15 protein-coding genes are annotated in these 16,736 nt (G+C 75.9%); 8 read left to right on the top strand and 7 right to left on the bottom strand.

The window, feature by feature from the left end; all coding sequences use genetic code 11:
- Positions 1-9: 9 nt before the first annotated feature.
- Entirely contained in the window at positions 10-828 is an 819-nt protein-coding gene (locus ACJTNH_RS08955; RefSeq protein WP_458174734.1) for a DUF3027 domain-containing protein, read from the bottom strand.
- Between the two features lie 217 nt (positions 829-1,045).
- Between ACJTNH_RS08955 and ACJTNH_RS08950 the strand changes: the two genes are divergently transcribed.
- Entirely contained in the window at positions 1,046-2,659 is a 1,614-nt protein-coding gene (locus tag ACJTNH_RS08950; RefSeq protein ID WP_458174732.1) for an MFS transporter, read from the top strand.
- A 1-nt stretch (position 2,660) separates the two neighbouring features.
- Positions 2,661-3,176, top strand: coding sequence for a DUF2771 family protein (locus ACJTNH_RS08945; RefSeq protein WP_458174730.1), 516 nt, complete (start codon positions 2,661-2,663; stop codon positions 3,174-3,176).
- A 67-nt stretch (positions 3,177-3,243) separates the two neighbouring features.
- Here the strand turns inward: ACJTNH_RS08945 and ACJTNH_RS08940 are convergent, their stop codons facing one another.
- On the bottom strand, positions 3,244-3,627 hold the full coding sequence (locus tag ACJTNH_RS08940) for a cold-shock protein (RefSeq protein WP_222192419.1): 384 nt from the start codon (positions 3,625-3,627) through the stop codon (positions 3,244-3,246).
- A 156-nt stretch (positions 3,628-3,783) separates the two neighbouring features.
- Between ACJTNH_RS08940 and ACJTNH_RS08935 the strand changes: the two genes are divergently transcribed.
- Both ACJTNH_RS08935 and ACJTNH_RS08930 read left to right on the top strand, forming a co-directional pair.
- Positions 3,784-4,152, top strand: coding sequence for a YidH family protein (locus tag ACJTNH_RS08935; protein ID WP_458174728.1), 369 nt, complete (start codon positions 3,784-3,786; stop codon positions 4,150-4,152).
- Positions 4,149-4,493, top strand: a complete 345-nt coding sequence (locus ACJTNH_RS08930; protein ID WP_458174726.1) for a DUF202 domain-containing protein — start codon at positions 4,149-4,151, stop codon at positions 4,491-4,493. The genes ACJTNH_RS08935 and ACJTNH_RS08930 overlap by 4 nt, the downstream gene beginning before the upstream one ends.
- 31 nt (positions 4,494-4,524) lie before the next feature.
- Here ACJTNH_RS08930 and ACJTNH_RS08925 read toward each other — a convergent pair whose 3' ends face one another.
- The 3 genes from ACJTNH_RS08925 to ACJTNH_RS08915 form a co-directional block, all read right to left on the bottom strand.
- Complete coding sequence (locus tag ACJTNH_RS08925; RefSeq protein ID WP_458174724.1) at positions 4,525-6,180, bottom strand: AMP-binding protein; 1,656 nt, start codon at positions 6,178-6,180, stop codon at positions 4,525-4,527.
- Complete coding sequence (locus ACJTNH_RS08920; protein WP_222192423.1) at positions 6,177-6,398, bottom strand: hypothetical protein; 222 nt, start codon at positions 6,396-6,398, stop codon at positions 6,177-6,179. The genes ACJTNH_RS08925 and ACJTNH_RS08920 overlap by 4 nt, the downstream gene beginning before the upstream one ends.
- Before the next feature lie 114 nt (positions 6,399-6,512).
- Positions 6,513-7,022 carry a hypothetical protein gene (locus tag ACJTNH_RS08915; RefSeq protein WP_458174722.1) on the bottom strand — a complete coding sequence of 170 codons (510 nt, stop codon included), beginning with the start codon at positions 7,020-7,022 and terminating at the stop codon, positions 6,513-6,515.
- 67 nt (positions 7,023-7,089) lie between these two features.
- Between ACJTNH_RS08915 and ACJTNH_RS08910 the strand changes: the two genes are divergently transcribed.
- From ACJTNH_RS08910 to ACJTNH_RS08900, 3 genes are all read left to right on the top strand, one after another.
- Complete coding sequence (locus ACJTNH_RS08910; RefSeq protein ID WP_458174720.1) at positions 7,090-9,348, top strand: helicase C-terminal domain-containing protein; 2,259 nt, start codon at positions 7,090-7,092, stop codon at positions 9,346-9,348.
- A gap of 131 nt (positions 9,349-9,479) precedes the next feature.
- Positions 9,480-10,760, top strand: a complete 1,281-nt coding sequence (locus ACJTNH_RS08905; protein ID WP_458174718.1) for a class I SAM-dependent methyltransferase — start codon at positions 9,480-9,482, stop codon at positions 10,758-10,760.
- A gap of 249 nt (positions 10,761-11,009) precedes the next feature.
- Entirely contained in the window at positions 11,010-12,692 is a 1,683-nt protein-coding gene (locus tag ACJTNH_RS08900; RefSeq protein ID WP_458174716.1) for a DNA repair helicase XPB, read from the top strand.
- 102 nt (positions 12,693-12,794) lie between these two features.
- Here ACJTNH_RS08900 and ACJTNH_RS08895 read toward each other — a convergent pair whose 3' ends face one another.
- Together ACJTNH_RS08895 and ACJTNH_RS08890 are read right to left on the bottom strand one after the other, a co-directional pair.
- The gene (locus ACJTNH_RS08895) at positions 12,795-13,997 is read right to left on the bottom strand and encodes an aminotransferase-like domain-containing protein (RefSeq protein ID WP_458174714.1); all 1,203 of its coding nucleotides are present in this window, start codon (positions 13,995-13,997) and stop codon (positions 12,795-12,797) included.
- A gap of 110 nt (positions 13,998-14,107) precedes the next feature.
- Positions 14,108-14,671, bottom strand: coding sequence for an N-acetyltransferase family protein (locus ACJTNH_RS08890; protein WP_458174712.1), 564 nt, complete (start codon positions 14,669-14,671; stop codon positions 14,108-14,110).
- 228 nt (positions 14,672-14,899) lie between these two features.
- On the opposite strand from ACJTNH_RS08890, the gene ACJTNH_RS08885 reads away from it, so the two are divergent.
- Positions 14,900-16,678: a DEAD/DEAH box helicase gene (locus tag ACJTNH_RS08885; RefSeq protein WP_458174710.1), complete on the top strand. Its 1,779-nt coding sequence runs from the start codon at positions 14,900-14,902 to the stop codon at positions 16,676-16,678.
- The last annotated feature ends 58 nt before the right edge of the window (positions 16,679-16,736 follow it).

Here is a 16,736-nt window from a genome sequence, read left to right as displayed (position 1 = left end):
GCCCTGCGCTCAGAGGACGTCGAAGTCCGCGGTGTCGTAGCGCGCGCTCGGGGTGAACTCGGCCGGCTCGCCGTCGGTGCGCTCGAGGCTGGCCTGGCTGTGCGCCCCGCAGCCGTAGTCGGCGGTGACCACGTGCCCGTCGGCCGGGGAGAAGGCGTTGCTGCAGGCCCCCAGCGACAGGCGGAGCGACCCGGCCAGCGGCAGGTAGAACCCGCAGGTGGCGCAGGGGCCGGGCGCGTGCCGGGCCATCGACGAACGCGGACCGAAGTCGCCCTCCCGCCAACGGGTGGCGGCCTCGTTGCGCCCCTCGGGTGACAGCACCCGCTCGCGGCCGATGCCCAGCTCCTCGGCGACGACCCGGCCGGCCGGGTCGTCGGCGGAGTCGTCGTCGGCCAGGTAGGACGGGACCAGGCGCGGGTCGTCCTCGGTGGAGGGCAGCACGTCGCCGACCGAGAGGTCACCGGGGCGCAGCCGCTCGCTCCAGGGCACCCAGGCGGGGGCGAGCAGCGCGGAGTCGCCGGGGAGGAGCACGACCTCGTCGAGGGTCGGGGCCGCGTCGCCGGGCACCACCGCCAGGGTCACCGCCCAGTGCCAGCCGACGTAGCCGGGCAGGGTGGCGGCGAAGGAGTGGGTGCGGACGGCGCCGAGCTCGAGGGCCTCGTCCACGCCGACCGGCTCGGGGGTCACCCCCAGGTGCTCGCCCACGGCGGCGGCGTCCCCGGCGACCTCGACGGCGGCGGCACGGGCCTGCTCGACGGCGGCGGCCAGCACCTCGTCCGGAGTGGGGCCAGGGGCAGCGGCGTACTCGGAGTCGGACACGCCCCCCATTGTCACCGATGGCGCCACCCGGGCGGGTGTCGCGTCGCCGGTCGTACCCACGAGCGCCGACCAGGCACCCGGGGCCGGGGCCGGCCGGCCGGACCGGGCGCCTGCGGCACCGCCGGTCCGGGGCACGGCCGCGACCGGGTGCCGAGGCCGGGGCCGGGGCTCAGGGCGAGGCCGAGGGCAGCGGACCGGCACAGGCAGCTGCGGCACCATGGGCGCCGTGCCCGACTCCTCCGCCCCTCGCGCCCGCCGGCGGCTGCGTGCCGCGCGCCGGGCGCCGGAGCCCGGCGTCGACACCTCGCCGATGGGGGTCCGCCGTCAGCAGACCCGGCCGCTGCCGGTGGCGGCGAGCCAGCCGCCCGGTGACGACACCCCCACCGCCGCCCGCCCGGTTGCCGCCGCGCAGCCACCGAGCGCCGCCGGCCGCCCGACGACCGACGGCACCGCACCGACCACGGTCGGCCCCGGGGTCACCCCGGCCGCACCCGGTGCCACGTCGTCCGGACTCGGGGCCCGTGCGCCGAAGGTGACCGTCACCCGAGTGGCCGCAGCGCGCACCCGCGAGCTGGGCGGCGCCGCCGTCCGCCGGGTGCGGGCCGCCGGCCGGGCCGACGGCGCCGGCGACACCGGCCTGTCCGGGCTGGTCTGGGTCAACGCCCTGCACGTCGCCGGCGACGCGATGATCGCCGTCTCGCTGGCCGGCACGCTGTTCTTCGCCGCCGCGGCCGACGCCCAGCGCAGCAACGTCGCGCTCTACCTGCTGGTCACGATGGCGCCCTTCGCGCTGGTGGCGCCGGTGATCGGGCCGGCCCTGGACCGGCTGCAGCGCGGCCGGCGCTGGGCGCTGAGCGGCAGCCTGGCCGCGCGGGCCGTGCTGGCGCTGCTGATGGCCGCCCACCACGACGACCTGGCGCTCTACCCGGCTGCGCTCGGCGTGCTGGTGCTGAGCAAGGGGTTCAACGTGCTGCGCGCCGCCGTCGTCCCGCGGGTGCTGCCCGGGCCGATGTCGCTGACCTCGGCGAACGCCCGGCTGTCGGTCTTCGGCCTGGCGGCCGGCGGGGTGCTCGGGGCCGTCGGCGCGGGGATCGCGGCGGTGCTCGGCTTCGGCTGGGAGCTCGGTGCCACCGCGGCGGTGTTCACCGTGGCCGCGGTGCTCGCCCTCCGGCTGCCACCGCACGTCGACGTCCCGGCCGGTGAGGAGGCAGCCGACGTGCTGCGCACCGCGCCGATCGACCTGCCCGGACGGCGGCGGGCCACCACCCCGCACGTGGTCACCGCGCTGCGCGCCACCGCGGCGCTGCGCGGGCTCGGCGGCTTCCTCACCATCTTCTCCGCCTTCCTGGTGCAGGCGACCGTGGACGACGGCTGGGCGGCCACCGTCGCGCTCGGCTCGATCGCCGTCGCCGCCGGGGCCGGCAGCTTCCTGGGCACCGCCGCCGGGTCGCGGCTGCACACGACCAGCCCGGACAAGGTGGTGCTGGTGGCGGCCGGGGTGGCCGCCGCGATCACCGTGCTGGCCGCCGTCACCTTCAGCCTGCCGATGGCCGCGCTGGTCGCCGGGGTGGCCGCGGTCGCCAACGGCCTGGGCAAGTCGGCCCTCGACGCGATCATCCAGCGCGAGGTGCCCGACCGGTTGCGGGCCTCGGCGTTCGCCCGCTCCGAGACCTGGCTGCAGCTGGCCTGGGTCGTCGGCGGCGCGCTCGGGGTCGCCCTGCCCACCATCGGCTGGCTGGGCTTCACCGTGGCCGCGGCGCTGCTCGTGCTCGCCGTCGGCCTCACCCTCTGGAGCCTGCGCAGCCGCCGGGCCGTCCGCACCATCGATCGGGAGGCATGACGTGAGCACGGCAGGACGGGCGTCGACGGGGGCCGCGCTGCTGGCCGGGCTGGCGCTGCTGGGCGGCTGCGGGGACTCCGGGACGGGCAGCCGGGAGACCGTCGCCCCCTCGGTCACCGTGCAGGCCGGCGGCGACCCGATCACCGCCGACGCCACCCAGTACTGCCTGGACGGGGAGGGGCAGCGCTACCAGACCTCGCCGCCGATCCTGGAGGTCGCGCCGGAGACCACCGTCGTGCTGCAGGTGCCCGACGCGGTGGCCGAGTCCGGCTGGGAGGTGCAGGTGTTCGACGAGGACCTCCAGGAGCGCATCGGTGAGGTGGACGTCGAGGCGGGCACCACCGTCCTCGACGAGATCTCCACCTCCGACGTCGTCCCGGCGACGTTCTACCTGGTGGTCGTGCAGGACTCCGACGCCGACGCGTGCGAGGGGCTGTCCGGCGCGTGGCCGGTCGGCTTCATCCGCACCGCGGCCGGCCCGACCGAGGCCACCACCGAGGCGCCCCCGGCCGGCTGACGGCGGCCCGGGCGCGGAGTGCCCGGGCCCCGCCCCCCGCGCGGGGGGCGGGCCCCGGTGCCGTGACCTAGGCGTCGAGGTCGGTGGCGACGGCGCGCAGCACCGCGGCCACCTTGCGGGCGTGCTGCTTGTCGGGGTGCCGGCCGTGCCGCAGCCCCTCCGAGACGTCGTCCAGCAGCTTGATCAGGTCCTCGACGATCGGCACCAGGTCGTCGGGCTTCTTGCGGGTGGCGGCGACGGCGGAGGGCAGCGGGTCGAGCACGCGCACCTGCAGCGCCTGGTCACCCCGGCGCCCCTGGACGATGCCGAACTCGACCCGCTGGCCGGGCTTGAGCTCGGTGGTGCCGGCGGGCAGCGCGTCCTTGTGCACGAACACGTCCGGTCCACCGTCGTGGGCCAGGAAACCGAAGCCCTTCTCCGGGTTGAACCACTTCACCTTGCCGCTGGGCACGTCGATCCCTCAGTCACTCGTCGCCGGCCCCCGACCGTCCCGGCCGGGGCGTCCGCGGCCGGTCCTCGGCCGCTCGGTCCCCAGGCTAGCCCGGCCGGGCACGGCGCCGGGCGGGCTTTCCGGGGACGCCGCCACCCGGCCCCTACGCTGGCCGCCGTGTCGACCCCGCCCGGCTCCCCGGCGCCGCCGCCGCACCCGGACTACCGGTTCAGCCTGGCCAACGAGCGCACGTTGCTGGCCTGGCTGCGCACCGGCCTGGCCCTGGTCGCCGGAGGGGTCGCGATGACCCAGTTCGCCCCACGCCTGGGCTTCCCGGGCGGCGGCCAGGCGGTCTCGGTGGCCCTGCTCGTCGCCGGCCTGGTGACCGCGCTGGCCGGCCACCGCCGGTACAGCCGCAACGAGCGGGCGATCGCCGCCGACCAGCCGCTGCCCGCCAGCGCGGCCGCCCGCTGGGTCACCGCGCTGGTCGCGGTGCTGGTCGTGGCGCTGCTGGTGCTCGTCGTGGTGGACATCGTCCGCGGGTGACCGGCAGCCCACCGGTACGCGGTTCCGGGGAGACCCAGCCGGCCCGCACCGCGCTGGCCTGGCAGCGCACCGGCATCGGCCTGCTGCTGGTCACCGGCCTGCTCGTCCGCAGCGCGGCGGTGCACGGCGACCTGCGGCTGGTCGTCCCGGCCGCGGTCACCGCGATCGCCGCCCTGGCCGTGCTCGGCCTGGTCGCGCCCCGGCGCCAGCGGGAGGCCCAGGCCGCGGCCGTGGCCGGTGGCGACGCCCGCGCGCCGCGCGCCGCCGCGCTGGCGACCGCGCTGGTGGTGCTCGCCGCCCTCTGCGGCCTGACCACCGACCTGCTGCTCCGGCACGGCTGACCTGCCGGCTCGGTGCGCGGAGCGCCCCGCCCTAGGCGAAGCGGGAGGCGGCCGCGTCCTGCAGCCCCAGCTCCTCGATCGACACCTCGCGCATCTCGACCTTGCGCACCTTGCCGGTGACCGTCATCGGGAAGCCGTCGACGAGCTTCAGGTACCGCGGCACCTTGTAGTGGGCGAGCTTGCCGGCGCAGAACTCCCGCAGCGCGGCGACGGTGAGCGGCTCGGCCCCCTCCCGCAGCTGCACCCAGGCCATCAGCTCCTCACCGAACCGCACGTCCGGGACGCCGATCACCTGGGCGTCCACGACGTCGGGGTGGGTGTACAGGAACTCCTCGATCTCCCGGGGGTACACGTTCTCCCCGCCGCGGATGACCATGTCCTTGATCCGGCCGACGATGTTCAGGTAGCCGTGGGCGTCCATCACCGCCAGGTCACCGGTGTGCATCCAGCGGGCGGCGTCGAGCACCTCGGCGGTCTTCTCCGGCTCGTCCCAGTAGCCGAGCATCACCGAGTAGCCGCGGGTGCAGAACTCCCCCGGCGTGCCCCGCGGCACGGTCAGGCCGGTCCGCGGGTCGACGACCTTGACCTCCAGGTGCGGGTGCACCCGGCCGACCGTGGAGGTCCGCCGGTCCAGGTCGTCGTCCGCACCGGTCTGGGTGGAGACCGGCGAGGTCTCGGTCATGCCGTAGCAGATGGTCACCTCGGTCATGCCCATCTCCTCGACCACCCGCTTCATCACCTCGACCGGGCACGGCGAGCCGGCCATGATCCCGGTGCGCAGGCTGGACAGGTCGTAGGAGGCGAAGTCGGGCAGGCCCAGCTCGGCGATGAACATCGTGGGGACGCCGTAGAGGGAGGTGCACCGCTCGTCCTGCACCGCCCGCAGCGTCGCCGCGGGGTCGAACCCGGGCGCCGGGATGACCATCGTCGCGCCGTGCGAGGTGCAGCCCAGGTTGCCCATCCCCATGCCGAAGCAGTGGTAGTAGGGCACCGGGATGCACACCCGGTCGGCCTGGGTGTAGCCGCAGCCCTCGCCCACGAAGAACCCGTTGTTGAGCAGGTTGTGGTGGGTGAGCGTGGCGCCCTTCGGGAAGCCCGTCGTCCCGGAGGTGTACTGGATGTTGACCGGGTCGTCCGGGGAGAGCTGGGTGGCCCGCTCGGCGAGCAGCCCGTGGTCGGCGGCGCGGCCGGTGGTCATCAGCTGCTGCCACTGCGGGTCGCCGAGGAAGACCACCTCGCGCAGGTCGGGGCAGTCGGCGCGCACCTGCTCGACCATCGCCCGGTAGTCGCTGCCCTTGAACTCCGGTGCGGCGACCAGCACGGAGATGCCCGCCTGGCGCAGCACGTAGGCCAGCTCGTGGGTGCGGTAGGCCGGGTTGATCGTGACCAGGACGGCGCCGAGCTTCGCCGTCCCGTACTGCACGAAGACCCACTCGGCGCAGTTGGGCGCCCAGATGCCGACCCGGTCGCCCTTGGCCACGCCGAGGGCGTCCAGCCCCAGGGCGCAGGCGTCGACGTCGGCGACCAGCTCCGGGTAGGTCCAGCGGCGGCCCGAGACGCACTCCACCAGCGCCTCGTGGTCGCCCACCCGCGCTGCCGTCCGGTCGAGGTCGTCCCCGATCGTGTCGCCCAGCAGGGGCACCGTCGAGGTGCCGCTGCTGTAGGACGGCAGCGCGGGTGCGTTCACCTGCCCTCGCCCGCCATCAGGCCGGCCCGGTTGGGCTTGTCCTGCGGGTGGACGTAGCGCAGCCGCTCCGGCGGGAGCGGGAAGGCGTGGTCCTCGCCGAACGGGGAGAGGCCACCGGCCATCTCGCTGACCAGCTCGGTGACCGGCGGGCCGTCGCCCTCCGACTGCCCCCAGGTCGGCTCGACCAGGTGGGCGTGCTTCTCCTTGCGCTTGGACATGACGCCTCCATCTGCGTGCGGGGCCCGGGTCAGCTCCCCGGGTGCCTCACCGGTCATCTTCCCGTGCCGGGCAGCCCGCACGCACGCCGCGGGTCCCCGTGTCGCTGGGAGGGGTCAGCGCCGGCGGGCGAACCGGGCGCCGTAGACCGTGCCGGCGCCGTCGGCGGTGAGCACCCACTCGGTCGGTGAGACCTCGGCGTACCGCACCTCGCCGCCGTCCAGCCGCTGCACCGCCCGGGTGCGCCAGACCGCGGTCGACATCAGCCGCAGGGGCAGCGGCTCGTCGTCCGGGTCGTCCGGCTCGACTCGCAGCACCGCCGGCCCGGCGATCCGCAGCCGGCCCGACCGCCAGGGCGCCCGGGCCAGCGCCGCGGCCCACCGGCGGGTGCGCAGCAGCGAGCCGAGCCCGGCGACCGCGGCGACCAGCCCACCGAGCACCAGGGCCACGACCAGCAGCCCACCGCCGGGGAGCCGGGTGCCGCCGTCCTCGGCGATCCGGACGACGGCCGCGCCCAGCACGAACCCCAGGACGACGGCCAGCAGCCCGCCGCCCAGCCAGCGCAGCCCCCCGGCGCGGAGCGCGGCCAGGTCGGTGCGGGTCTGCGGGTCGTCGAGGGCGGGCACCCCGGGATGGTGACAGAGCCCGGTGCGGCCCGGCGGCCGCGGCGGGTGGCGACGTAGCGTGGAGCGGATGTCTCCGGACCAGCCCGCCACGCTCGCCGCCTGGCTGCGCACCCGCACCGACGAGCAGCTGGGCGCCCTCCTGGTGGCCCGGCCCGACGTGGCGCGCCCCGCCCCCTCCGACGTCGTGGGCCTCGCCACCCGGCTGGCGGTGCCGGTCTCGGTCGACCGCGCGCTCGACGAGCTGGACGCCGCCACCCTGCAGGTGCTCGACGCGGTGCTGCTCTCCCCCACCGACGGCGTGCCGCGCGACGAGCTCCCCGGGCTGCTGCCCGACGTGCCGGCCGAGGTGGTCGACGCCGCGGTCGGGACGCTGACCACCCGGGCGCTGCTGTGGGGCGACGCCGACCTGCACGCCCCCGAGCCGGTGCGCCGCGCCGTCCGCTACCCGGCCGGGCTCGGCCGGCGGGCCGTCGACCTGCGGGTGCCGCTGCCCGGCGACGTGCCCGGCACCCTCGCCGGGCTCGACCCCGACGAGCGCGGCGTGCTCGAGCGGCTGAGCGCCGACCGGCCGGTCGGGCACCTGCCGGACAGCACCGGCGGCGCGCTCACCCCGGCCCGCCGGCTGCTGCAGGCCGGGCTGCTGGCCCGGATCGACGCGGTGAACGTCGAGCTCCCCCGGGAGATCGGCCTCGCGCTGCGCGGCGACCACCCGCTGGGCCCACCGCGGCTGCGCCCCGAACCGGCGGTCACCCGGCGCGACCCGGCGATCGTCGACCGGCAGGCCGCCGGCGCCGCGCTCGAGGTCATCGGCCGGGTCACCGACGTGCTCACCGCGCTGGAGGAGGAGCCGGCCGGCCTGCTGCGCAGCGGCGGGCTCGGCGTGCGCGACCAGAAGCGGCTGGCCAAGGAGCTGCGGATCGGCGAGGGCGACGTCGCCTTCCTGGTCGAGCTGGCGCACGCCGCCGGCCTGCTGGACGTCGGCGGCGCGCAGCGCGACGAGTGGCTGCCCACCCGCGGCTACGACGCCTGGCGCGAGCAGGACCTCCCCGACCGCTGGGCGGTGCTCGCCGAGGGCTGGCTGACCAGCGTCCGGCTCATCTCGCTGGTGGGCCAACGCGACGTGGCGGGCAAGGCGGTGAACGTGCTGTCGCCCGACGTCGTCCGGCAGACCGCACCAGCGCTGCGCCGCTCGGCGCTGGCCGTGCTGGCCGAGTTCCCGCCCGGCGAGGGGCTGACCGCCCCCGAGCTGGTCACCCTGCTGCGCTGGCGCACGCCACGGCGGGCCGACCGGCTGGCGCCGGTGCCCGACCTGCTGGCCGAGGCCGAGCGGCTGGGCATCGCCGTCGGCGGGGTGCTCAGCACGGGTGGCCGGGGGCTGCTCGCCGGCGGGGAGGACGCCGCCGCCGACGGCATGCGCGGCCTGCTGCCCGAGCCGGTCGACCACGTCCTCGCCCAGCCCGACCTGTCGCTGATCGCCCCCGGCCCGCTGGTGGCCGAGCTGGCCGGCACGCTCGCCGTCGTCGCCGACGTCGAGTCCTCCGGCGGGGCGACGGTCTACCGGGTCTCCGACGGCAGCATCCGGCGGGCGCTGGACGCCGGCTGGTCGGCGGCCGACCTGCACGACTTCTTCACCCGCGCCTCCCGCACCCCGGTGCCGCAGGCGCTGGAGTACCTGGTCGACGACGTCGCCCGGCAGCACGGCCGGCTGCGGGTGGGCGCGATCGAGTGCTACGTGCGCTCCGACGACCACGGGCTGGTCTCCCAGGTGCTCAGCGACCGGCGCACCGCGAACGCCGAGCTGCGCCGGCTCGCCCCGGGTGTACTGGTCAGCGGACTGCCGCCGGAGGAGGTGCTCTCGGTGCTGCGCGCGGCCGGCTACGCCCCGGCCGGGGAGTCCTCGGGAGGGGCGGTGCTCACCCGCCCGAAGGCGCCCTCGCGCGCGGCCGGCCGGCGACCGGGCACCGCAGCGCCGTCCGGGCCCCGGCGGCTGGCGCCCGAGGACGTGGCGGCGACCGTGCGGGAGATCCGGGCCGGCGACGCCGCGCTCGCCGCCCGGCGCAGCGAACCGGTCCGTCAGGTGCCGGGGGTGACCACCGCCAGCACCCTGGAGCTGCTGTCCCGGGCCGTGCGCGAGGCGCTGCCGATATGGCTCGGCTACGTCGACGCCCAGGGCAGCGGCAGCCAGCGGATCGTGCAGCCGGTCTCGCTGGTCGGTGGCTTCCTGCAGGGCTTCGACGAGGGGCGCGGGGAGAACCGCACCTTCGCCGTCCACCGGATCACCTCGGTGGCGCTGGTCGAGTCGGAGGACTCCTCCGCACCGTCGTGAACCCCGTTCCCCTGATCGGGGATCTCCGGGATGATCTTGCCTCCGCCCGGCGTTGCGCGGGACAGTTGGTGCGCGCAACCACTGTCCGGCCCACGGGCAGCGGGACGCGCCTCGGATCCTGGAGCGTGGACATGAGCGAGCGCACGGTCGCCGACCGGCTGGCACAGGCCCTCGGTGCGGTGCTGGGCACGACGGAGCTCCCGGTGCGGCTGCGGGGCTGGGACGGATCGCTGGCCGGCCCGCCCGGTGCCCCGGTCGTGGCGGTCCACTCCCGCCGGGCACTGCGCCGGATGCTCTGGTCACCCGGGCAGCTGGGCCTCGGCCGGGCCTACGTGGCCGGCGAGATCGACATGGAGGACGACGTCTTCGAGACGTTCGCCGCGCTCCGCTCGGCCGGCCGGCTCAACCAGGAGGGCCCCGCGTCGGCGACCACCTGGCGGGAGCGGCTGGCCCTCCTCGGGACCGCACTGCGCCTGGGCGCGATCGGCCCCGAGCCGGCGCCCCCGGCCGAGGAGGCCGACCTCGGCAGTCAGGGGCACCGGCACTCCCGTTCCCGGGACGCCGCCGCGATCTCGCACCACTACGACGTCGGCAACGACTTCTACGAGCTGGTGCTCGGCCCCTCGATGGTCTACTCCTGCGCCGTCTGGGAGTCGCCGGACACCGGCCTCGAGGCCGCCCAGGAGGCGAAGCTCGACCTGGTCTGCCGCAAGCTCGGCCTGACCGAGGGCGCCCGACTGCTCGACGTGGGCTGCGGCTGGGGGTCGATGGCCATCCACGCCGCGGGCCGGTACGGCGCGACGGTCGTGGGCATCACGCTGTCGGAGGAGCAGGCCCGAATGGCCCGCAAGCGGGTCGCCGAGGCCGGGCTGACCGACAAGGTCGACATCCGGGTGCAGGACTACCGCGCCGTGGACGACGGGCCCTTCGACGCGATCAGCTCGATCGGGATGGCCGAGCACGTCGGGCGGGCGCAGATGCCGGCCTACGTCGACCAGCTCCGCAGCCTGCTGCGCCCCGGCGGGCGGCTGCTCAACCACGCCATCAGCTGGAACGCCGGCCACTCCACCTGGAACCCGGACACCTTCATCTCCCGATACGTCTTCCCCGACGGCGAGCTGCTGGGCCTGGGCGAGACGGTGGGCCTGCTGGAGTCCCGCGACCTCGAGGTGCTCGACGTCGAGGCGCTGCGCCAGCACTACGCGCTCACCCTGCGGGCCTGGGTGCAGCGGCTGGAGGCGAACTGGGACGCCGCCGTCGCCGCCTCCAGCGAGGGCCGGGCCCGGGTGTGGCGGCTCTACATGGCCGCCAGCGCGCTCACCTTCGAGGCCGGCGACATGGGCGTCAACCAGGTGCTCCTGCAGCGCACGGGCGGCGAGCACCCCCCGCTCCGCCGCACCGCCTGGACCTGACCCGCCCCCAGGGGCCGAAGTCGCGACGACGGCCCCTGGGGGGCGCGCCGGACTCCCTGGTGCGGCTTGACCCGCACCGGGCAGGGGTGCGCCGCGGGCGCTCGCGGTTCGACCCTGCCTCGGTCGGGTCGACCCGCGGGCGACCAGCCGCACACCGTCGGCCGGAAGGGGACGTCGTCCGGCGGCGTTACCGTGGTCAGTCCGCGCGCGACGTCTGCGCCGGATCCCCCAGCCGAAGGATGCGCCCGCGTGAGTGACGGACCCCTGATCGTCCAGTCCGACAAGACGCTGCTGCTCGAGGTCGACCACCCGCAGTCCAAGGAGTGCCGGGCGGCGATCGCACCGTTCGCCGAGCTGGAGCGCTCCCCCGAGCACGTGCACACCTACCGGATCACCCCGCTGGCGCTGTGGAACGCGCGCGCCGCGGGTCACGACGCCGAGCAGGTCGTCGACGCCCTGGTGCGCTACAGCCGCTACCCGGTGCCGCACGCGCTGCTGGTCGACGTCGCGGACACGATGGACCGCTACGGCCGGCTCACCCTGGCCAACAACCCGGTGCACGGGCTCGTGCTCACCAGCACCGACAAGGCCGTGCTGGAGGAGGTCGTCCGCAGCAAGCGGGTGGCCCCCATGCTCGGCGCCCGGATCGACGCCGACTCGATCGTCGTCCACCCCTCCGAGCGCGGGCGGCTCAAGCAGGCGCTGCTCAAGGTGGGCTGGCCGGCCGAGGACCTCGCCGGGTACGTCGACGGGCAGGCGCACCCGATCGACCTGGCGCAGGAGGGCTGGCACCTGCGGGACTACCAGCAGGAGGCGGTCGACGGCTTCTGGGCCGGCGGCTCGGGCGTCGTCGTCCTGCCGTGTGGCGCGGGCAAGACGCTGGTCGGCGCCGCGGCGATGGCCGAGGCGAAGGCGACCACGCTGATCCTGGTGACCAACACCGTCTCCGGCCGGCAGTGGAAGCGCGAGCTGATCGCGCGCACGTCGCTGACCGAGGACGAGATCGGCGAGTACTCCGGCGAGCGCAAGGAGATCCGGCCGGTCACCATCGCGACCTACCAGGTGATCACCACCCGCCGGAAGGGCGAGTACCGGCACCTGGACCTCTTCGACGCCCAGGACTGGGGCCTGATCGTGTACGACGAGGTGCACCTGCTCCCGGCGCCGATCTTCCGGCTCACCGCCGACCTCCAGTCCCGCCGCCGGCTGGGACTGACCGCGACGCTGGTGCGCGAGGACGGCCGCGAGGACGACGTCTTCTCCCTCATCGGGCCCAAGCGGTACGACGCCCCGTGGCGGGACATCGAGGCGCAGGGCTACATCGCGCCCGCCGAGTGCATCGAGGTGCGTGTCTCGCTCGACGACGAGGAGCGGATGACCTACGCGGTCGCCGAACCCGAGGAGCGGTACCGGATCGCGGCCACCGCGCAGTCGAAGCTGCCGGTGATCCGCCGGGTGCTGGAGCGGCACCCCGAGGAGCAGAAGCTGGTGATCGGAGCCTACCTCGACCAGCTCGACGAGCTAGGCGCGGCACTGGACGCACCCGTCATCCAGGGGTCGACGACCAACAAGGAGCGGGAGCGGCTGTTCCAGTCGTTCCGCACCGGGGAGATCAAGACCCTGGTCGTCTCCAAGGTCGCCAACTTCTCCATCGACCTGCCCGAGGCCGCCGTCGCCGTCCAGGTGTCGGGCACGTTCGGGTCGCGCCAGGAGGAGGCCCAGCGGCTCGGCCGGGTGCTGCGCCCCAAGGCCGACGGCCGGCAGGCGCACTTCTACACCGTGGTCAGCCGCGACACCCTGGACGCCGAGTACGCCGCGCACCGGCAGCGGTTCCTCGCCGAGCAGGGCTACGCCTACACGATCGTCGACGCCGCCGACCTGGCCGGCCCCGGCGAGGTCAACGGCCCCGACTGGGTTGACGAGGGCGCCTGAGGAAGGACCCCCTCGCCCCCGACCGCCGCTCCGCGCCGACCGGGACCCTGCGAGGGGGCCAGGGGCGGCCATGGTGGCCGACATGGCCGCCCGGGGACGGCGTCAGGCGCGGAGGACGGCGCCGAGGCGGGCCATGCCGTCGGCGATGCGCTCGGGGGTGTGCGTGGTGAACGACAGCCGCAGGGTCGACCGGTCCGGCGTCCCGGCGTAGAACGCGGCCCCGGGCACGAACGCGACGTCGGCGGCCAGCGCCCGGTGCAGCAGCTCGGCGGTGTCGACGTCGCCGGGCAGCCGCGCCCACACGAACATGCCGCCGTCCGGCTCGGTCCAGGTGCTGCCCGCCGGCAGCGTCCCCGGCAGCGCGGCCACCATCGCGTCGCGGCGCTGCCGGTAGGCCCGCCGCAGGGTGCGCAGGTGGGTGTCCACGTCCGCCGCGGCGAACCAGGCGGCCGCGGCCGCCTGGTCGACGGTGGAGGTGTGCAGGTCGGCGGCCTGCTTGGCGACGGTCAGCGCCGGCAGCAGCCGGGACGGCGCCCGCAGCCAGCCCAGCCGCAGCCCCGGCGCGGCGATCTTGGAGAAGCTGCCCAGGTGGACGACGTGCCCGTCGGCCCCCGGCTGGGCGGCCAGCGGCGCGACGTCGGTGCCCCGGTAGCGCAGCTCCGCGTACGGGTCGTCCTCCACCAGCCAGACCCCGTGCCGGGCGGTGAGCTCGACGACCTCGGCGCGCCGGTGCTCGGGCATCGTGCGCCCGGTGGGGTTGGCGAAGGTGGGCACCAGGTAGACCAGCGCCGGGCCCTCCCGCTCGATCGCCTCCTCCAGCGCCGCCGGGTCGACCCCGTGCTCGTCGGTGGCGACCGGGACGACGCGGGCGCCGGCCAGCTGGAAGCACTGCAGCGCGGCCAGGTAGGTCGGGTCCTCGACCAGGACGACGGCGCCCGGGTCGAGCAGCGCGGTGGCGACCAACGTGAGCCCCTGCTGCGAGCCGGTGGTGACCAGCAGGTCGTCGACCGAGCTGAACATGCCGCGCGCGGTCATCCGGCCGGCCACCCGTGCCCGCAGCGCGCGGTCGCCCTCGGTCGGGGCGTACTGCAGCGCGTGGCGGGCGCGCGGGCCCCACAGCACGCTGTCGTAGGCGGCCCGGACGCCGTCCAGGTCGAACAGCTCGGGGGCGGGCAGGCCGCCGGCGAAGGAGATGACGCCCGGCCGGTCGAGCAGGGCGAGCAGCTCACGCACCGGCGAGCTGGCGACCCCGGTGAGCCGCTGGGCGAGCTGGGGCAAGGACGGGGACAGCACCGACGAGGACACGGGAGGACTCCAGGAGGCAGCACGGTGGGTGAGGCGGCGCCGGGCAGCGGGGGGTGTCCCGCTGGTGGCCGGGCCGATCGGGCCTCCTGGTCGAGGGGCCGTGACCCAGCTTACGACGCGGCGGGTGGGTGCGTCAGCGACAGGGTCATCAGCACCTCGTCCCGCCGGTCGTCCGGGGTGATCTGCAGCGCACCGGGCCAGCGGCCGGTGACCTCCCAGCCGAACCGCTCGTAGAACGGCTCGAGCCCCTCCCCGCCGCGCACCTCGATCCGCAGCAGCTCCAGCCCCTGCTCGTCCCGGGCGTACCGGGCCACCTCGCGCATCAGCGCCCGGGCGGCACCGGTGCCGCGGTGCGCGGGCGCGGTCTGCACCCGGGTCACCCGCCCCCAGTGGGCGAGCACCGGGCCGGCGTTCGTGGTCAGCACCAGCCAGCCGGCCAGCGCTCCCCCGCGCCGGGCCACGAGCAGGCGCGCGTGGGTGCCCAACGCGTCGACGGTGTCGTCGAGCACCGGCCGGACGACGGCGTCGGTGACCGGCAGTTGCTGGGCGAACCCGACCGCTCCCCCGCCGTTGGCGACGTCCCGCCAGCACGCGGTGAGCTCGGCCCGCACCTCCTCCGGCACCGCCTCGGCAGAGGTCAGCCAGGACAGGGACAGGTCGGCTCCGCGGGTCACTCCCGGGAGTCTGCCGACGCGCTGCGGGGCGGTTGGGGACGGCGGGGCCGGGGAGGGTGACGGGACGGTCCGGCCCGGGACATGACGAGCACCACACCTCCCGCTCAGCGGGCGCGTATGCCCAGGTCAGCGACGCGCCGGCGCCCGCCATACGCGGCGGCAGGGGACGCGCGCGGGAGGTGGGTGGTTGGGCGTGTTGCCCGGCCGCCGTCCAGAATGACTCCCGACATGGCGACTGCAACACAGGCGGCGGCCCGGGCCCCGCAGACGACCAGCCGACCGCTCCGGGCCTGGCAGCAGGCGGCCCTCGGCAAGTACGAGGAGGAGTCCCCGAAGGACTTCCTGGTCACCGCGACCCCGGGCGCCGGGAAGACCACCTTCGCCCTGACCCTGGCCGCCCGGCTGCTGTCGCGCCGCGAGGTGGCCCGGGTGATCGTGGTCTGCCCGACCGACCACCTGCGCATGCAGTGGGCCGACGCGGCCGACGCGCTGGGCATCGTGCTCGACCCGAACCTGACCAACGCCGTCGGCCCGGTGCGCGCCGGCACCCAGGGCTACGTGACCACCTACGCGCAGGTGGCCGGCAAGCCGATGCTGCACGCCGCCCGGGCCACCACGGTCAAGACGCTGGTGATCCTGGACGAGGTGCACCACGCCGGTGACGGCCTCTCCTGGGGCGAGGCGGTCGAGGAGGCCTACGGCCGCGCCGCCCGCCGGCTGTGCCTGACCGGGACGCCGTTCCGCACCAAGGCCGACGAGCGCATCCCGTTCGTGCGGTACGTCGAGGACGGCTTCGAGGGCCAGGGCGGCCTCATGTCGATGGCCGACTTCACCTACGGCTACAAGGAGGCGCTGGCCGACAACGTCGTCCGGCCCGTCGTGTTCGCCGCGTACACCGGCACCTCGCGCTGGCGGAACTCCGCCGGCGAGGTCGTCGCCGCCTCGCTGAGCGAGGCCGGCACCCGCTCGGTGGAGATGCAGGCCTGGCGCACCGCCCTGGACCCCAAGGGCCAGTGGGTGCCGCACGTGATCGCCGCGATGGACGACCGGATCACCCACCTGCGCGAGTCCGGGATGCCGGACGCCGCCGGCCTGGTGCTGGCCAGCGACCAGGACGACGCCCGCGAGTACGCCCAGATCGTGCGCCGGGTGACCGGCAAGGCGCCGGAGCTGATCCTCTCCGACGACCCGAAGGCGTCGAAGAAGATCGAGAAGTTCAACCTCGGCGGGGCCCGGATCGCGGTCTGCGTGCGGATGGTGTCCGAGGGGGTCGACGTGCCCCGCGCCGCCGTCCTGGCCTGGATGACCTCCTACCGGACGCCGCTGTTCTTCGCCCAGGCCGTCGGCCGCGTGGTGCGCTCCCGGGCGCCGCACGAGACGGCCACGGTCTTCCTCCCCGCGGTGCGCCCGCTGCTCGCGCTGGCCGCCTCGATGGAGGAACAGCGCAACCACGTCATGCCCCCGCCGAAGAGCCAGCCCGACGAGGAGCTGGAGGCGCTCGACCTGCCGCCGCGGGAGCCGCGCGAGGGCGAGATGAAGCAGTGGGAGGCGCTGGAGGCCGACGCCCGGTTCGCGCACGTGCTGTCCAGCGGGACGGCGCACACCGGCGAGGGCAGCGGCGGCGCCGTCGAGCCGCTGGAGGCCGATGCGGAGGACTTCCTCGGCATCCCCGGCCTGCTCACCGCCGCCCAGACCGCCGAGCTGCTGGCCAAGCGCGACGACGAGCTGCGCGCCCGGATCGCCGCCTCGCACCGCAACGGCGACGACGACGGCTTCATGGTCGTCGAGGACCACCCTGAGGAGGACGAGGTCGGCCGCTCCTGGCGCGACGCCACCGAGCTCCGCCGGGAGATCAACCGGCTGGTCAACCGGATCGCCGCGAAGACCTCCACCCCGCAGGCCGTGGTGCACACCCAGCTGCGCCAGTCGGTGCCCGGCCCGCCGTCGGCGTCGGCGTCGGTCGACGTCCTCCGCGCCCGCCGTGAGCGCCTCCGCACCATGCTCTGACGCCCGCTGCCGCGAGCGGCCGCCCCGCTGCCGTCACCGAGTGACGGCTGAGCGGGGC

The sequence above is a fragment of the Modestobacter lacusdianchii genome (assembly GCF_054177765.1).
This window is presented reverse-complemented; position numbering and strand designations above follow the sequence as displayed.